This is a genomic window from Tychonema sp. LEGE 07196 (assembly GCF_963890365.1).
In the GTDB taxonomy this organism is placed as follows: domain Bacteria; phylum Cyanobacteriota; class Cyanobacteriia; order Cyanobacteriales; family Microcoleaceae; genus Microcoleus.
Genome location: NZ_CAWPRX010000194.1, coordinates 1 through 4,149, shown reverse-complemented (window position 1 = coordinate 4,149; position 4,149 = coordinate 1). Strand labels below are relative to the sequence as shown.

General features: G+C 45.0%; 3 protein-coding genes, 1 tRNA gene and 1 pseudogene. 3 read left to right on the top strand and 2 right to left on the bottom strand.

What is annotated here, in order from left to right:
- The 3 genes and pseudogenes from AACV78_RS22990 to AACV78_RS22980 all read left to right on the top strand — a co-directional run.
- Positions 1 to 296, top strand: a pseudogene (locus AACV78_RS22990) (WD40 repeat domain-containing protein); the annotation flags it as partial.
- 163 nt (positions 297 to 459) lie between these two features.
- Positions 460 to 533 (top strand) — tRNA-Val (locus tag AACV78_RS22985).
- Between the two features lie 53 nt (positions 534 to 586).
- Positions 587 to 2,476, top strand: coding sequence for an RNA-binding domain-containing protein (locus tag AACV78_RS22980; protein WP_194013066.1), 1,890 nt, complete (start codon positions 587 to 589; stop codon positions 2,474 to 2,476).
- Between the two features lie 223 nt (positions 2,477 to 2,699).
- Here the strand turns inward: AACV78_RS22980 and AACV78_RS22975 are convergent, their stop codons facing one another.
- On the bottom strand, positions 2,700 to 2,909 hold the full coding sequence (locus AACV78_RS22975) for a hypothetical protein (protein ID WP_228042729.1): 210 nt from the start codon (positions 2,907 to 2,909) through the stop codon (positions 2,700 to 2,702).
- Positions 2,869 to 3,867 carry a hypothetical protein gene (locus AACV78_RS22970; RefSeq protein WP_194013064.1) on the bottom strand — a complete coding sequence of 333 codons (999 nt, stop codon included), beginning with the start codon at positions 3,865 to 3,867 and terminating at the stop codon, positions 2,869 to 2,871. The genes AACV78_RS22975 and AACV78_RS22970 overlap by 41 nt, the downstream gene beginning before the upstream one ends.
- Between the last annotated feature and the right edge of the window lie 282 nt (positions 3,868 to 4,149).

The following is a 4,149-nucleotide window of genomic DNA, read 5'->3' as shown; positions in this document are numbered from 1 at the left end:
GTACGGCGAAGTTGTGGGGGGTGGATGCAGGGGGGGAATGTACGCTGCTGCGGAGTATGAGGGACAATTCTGGGGATGTTTTGTGTGTGGCGTTTAGCCCGGATGGTGGGGTTTTGGCGACGGGGAGTCGGGATGGTTCGATTTATTTGTGGGATGCAGCGACGGGGGGTTTGCTGGAACTTCTGACTGGACACGAGGGGGAGGTTTTGTCGGTGGCCTTTAGTGCTGATGGGGGGTGTTTGGCTAGCGGTTCGGGCGATCGAACTGTGAAGATTTGGCGGGGAATTGGGTTGTAGGGGCGATCGAACGGGATGCAGAAACCGGGTTTTTTGCGGAAAATATTTGCTTGCAGCCCTTGATATTGGTGAAAAACCGGGTTTCTTGGGCGGGAGTCGATAAATTTTTGAATATTTATGCTTGACAGGCGATCGAATGTTGTGCTAATTTATTAATTCGTGAGGACGCATAGCTCAGTTGGTTAGAGCACTACGTTGACATCGTAGGGGTCACTGGTTCGAGTCCAGTTGTGTCCATAGCTTTCTAAACTTTATAGCTAGGTTATTAACTCTGCTTTAGAGAGAAGGAAATGGATTTAGAAACATTACTCGATCGCATAAACCTTGGAGAAGACCAAGACATTGAATTTAAGTCTGCTGACGGTGGTTTTCCCAAAAGCAGTTGGGAAACAGTATCAGCATTTGCTAATACAGATGGCGGCTATATTGTTCTTGGGGTTAAAGAAACTCGCACAGGGTTTGAGGTTTCAGGTGTCCGCAATCCTAATATTTTAATTCAAGAGTTTTGGAATAATCATAATAATTCGCAAAAACTCAACTTCCCAATTTGTGGCAATTCTGACTTGCAAACTTTGAAGATAGAAGCTCATAATTTAGTTGTCATTAAAATTCCCAGAGCAACAAGAACCCAACGCCCGGTTTTTATTAACAATAATCCCATGATTGGGACATATAAGCGCAATCATCAGGGGGATTACCGCTGCACTGATGCTGAAGTTCGCCAAATGCTGCGCGATGCCAATGATGCACCTCAAGATATCCAAATTTTAGAAGGTTTCGACCTTAGCGATATCGATGCAGAAACATTAAAATCCTTTCGTCAACGGTTTAGCTCTAGAGAACCGGATCATCCTTGGCTGGCATTAGACGATTTGGACTTGTTGCGTCAGTTAGGAGGATGGAGTCGCGATCGCAGCACGGGTAAAGAAGGGTTAACTATTGCTGGTTTGTTGATGTTTGGTCGGGAACGAAGCATTTTAGATGCACTGCCTCACTACCAACTTGATTATCAGGAGCAACTTTCTGGCGATCCAGAAACACGGTGGACTTACAGACTAACACTTGATGGCAAGTGGGAACCTAATTTATTTAACTTCTACTATCGCGTTTATACTCGTTTAGTTAATGATTTAGATGTTCCTTTTCAACTAGACAAAGATGCCGTGCGTCGTGGCGAAACTCATGTGCACGAAGCATTGCGAGAGGCTTTAGTCAACACTCTTATTCATGCAGATCATCAATCAACTCGCCCTTTAATAATTACTAAGTACAAAAATGGTTTTTCGTTTTCTAATCCGGGTCGTCTGAGAATTTCTCTTCAGCAGCTTTACGAAGGTGGCGTTAGCGATCCTCGCAACCCTAATTTGCAAAAAATGTTTCAAATGCTAGGCTTAGGAGAAAAAGCAGGATCTGGCTTTGGAAAGATGATCCGCGCTTGGATAGAGCAGCAATGGTTTCCTTTGGTATCAGAGAACTTAGAGTTAGAGATGACTTTGGTTGCTTTACCAATGGTGAGCATGATTCCCGAAAATGTCGAACAAGAATTAAGGGAAATCGTGGGAGATGACTATTGCGAACTGACAGAATTAGAGCGCATTATTTTGATATTGGCGCATCAATCAGGAGCAATTAGCAATGCTGACATTCAGTGTTACAGCCGAGAACACCCTAGAGATATAGGGGAATGTCTCAAGCGATTCGTCAATAATGGTTGGTTAGAACGCTCTGGTCGGGGGCGTGGAACTCTGTATGCTCTACCAAATAAAGGTGAATCGAATTTGCTTTCACTGCTTCCTAGCTCCGAACATTACGAGCCTAGCTCCGAACATTACGAGCCTAGCTCCGAACATTACGAGCCTAGCTCCGAACATTACGAGGATCTGCGAAAAATTGCTGCACCAATTCGCGACAAAGGTCGCACCAGCAAAGAGCTTGTCGAGCAGGTTATTTTAGAGATTTGCTCCGAACATTACTTACAACTCCGAACATTAGCTGATTTATTGGGTCGTGCGCCAAATAGTGTCAGGAACCACTATGTAAATCCGATGTTAAAACAAGGCTTATTAGAGGCACGGTATCCTAACGAACCAACTCATCCTCAGCAAGCATACAGAACTTTATTGTCTCAAGAAATCAACAAGATTTCTGATACTCAGCCATCTTCTCAAACCCCAGAATAAATCGTTGACACCAGCCATCATCCCACAAGGCCGGAATCTTAAACTTTGCCGCACAGTTGGGGTATTCCGATCGCACTTTTAACCAATCTCGATACTAATGCCGTAAGCGAAGCAGACCGAAGGTATCGCCCCCGTACATCCCCAAATCAACCCAACATCCTGTCAAATCCCCTACTCCACTAGATCGGGGACACGGCACCGTGCCGCGCCCGAGATCTGTAGATTACTTGCGGCAACCTTCGGCGATCGCCATTAACACAGCTTTACGCACTTCAGGATGCGATTTCTCCAGCCCGTTAGCCCGAAAAATCCAGTGTCCGCCGCCCGCGTGCTCGATCGCAATCTTTTGTCCGTCAGGCAAAACAATTTGCCACCAATTCAACACAGTGGCTTTAATCAGTTGGCACTGAATCTCGCTTAATTGAGCCTCCATCAGCTTCAGTTGACGCATGATAGGATTTTGGGCTGAGGATTTCATTATTTTTCTCCTTAAATAAATTGGACTGTTTCTCTGCTAAAATTTCAGTTCTCTGATTTTTCAACTTATTTTCACTTTCTGAACTTTTCGCCTTAATTTCACTTTCTGAACTTTTCGCATTAACTTCCCTTTTAGCACCTTTCGGCTCAATTTTACCTCCAAAACCTTTAGATTTAACTTTACCTTTAGCTGCAGTTGCAGACTGTTCCGCTGCCGGCTTCTTAAATTCCGCGTCCAACTGGTCTAAAATCTCCTCTTGTTCGGGAGTGTGTTCCGCTGGCTGCTCTAGGTTTCTAGGGTTATATTCGTCAACCAACCTCGCCAAAAATTCCGAAACTGACATTCCTGCGGCGGCCGCCTTTTTGGTTAAAAGGTCGTAGGTATCGGTTTTGATGCGAATTTGCTTGAGCCGGAGGTTGGGATTGTTGTCAACAGTTTCGGCAATAGTTACTGCCGTAATCCTTTCTTTGGGGATGACATCCACCACTTCTTGCCACTTTTCCTCTAAAGCACAGTCACCGTACTGGTCTGTAACTGCGTGTTTGAACAAAGGCACAACTTGAGCGACACAGCTTGGCAAAATCTCAAATCCGGCTTTGATTAAGCGCAGGCAAATGCCAGCAGATTTGATGATTTGTGTGCAGTAAAAATACTGTCTGCCTAATGCTTGTTCGCAGTAACTTTTAAAAGTTTTGAATTTGTGTTTGTACAATCGCAGTTTTCTGATCGCGTCCAGCATGATTCCTTGCCGCACGTAGTCTAGAAATCCCCTTTTAATTTCCCCTGTCAGGTAGTCTAAATCATGAAAGGGAGATTGATTTTGGATTTCTTCTTCAAAGTCTAGCAGCGGGCCTGCAAAGTGAAAGTTGGAGGCGATATCGCCTAGGTAGAAGTTTTCGGTAGATGTGGTCACGATCGGGAATGGGTGGAGAAATGGAACGATAACACGGAAGTTGTGCGATCGCAAAGTGGAAGTTTTGGTCGAGTTCTTTGATACAATTTTGAGTTGGGTTGTGCTGTAGGTCGATCGACCTTACAGCAGGGCACCACCTCCGGGCGCTGAGTTCAGGAGAACTAACTAAATAAAAAAATCCCCGGACATCGCCGGACAATATGAGATAATCAAACAAGAGTTGAGGAAAAAGCTATTGTCAGGTACGTCCCACCCAAAGAAGCGTCGTCCATCCTTGGAGTC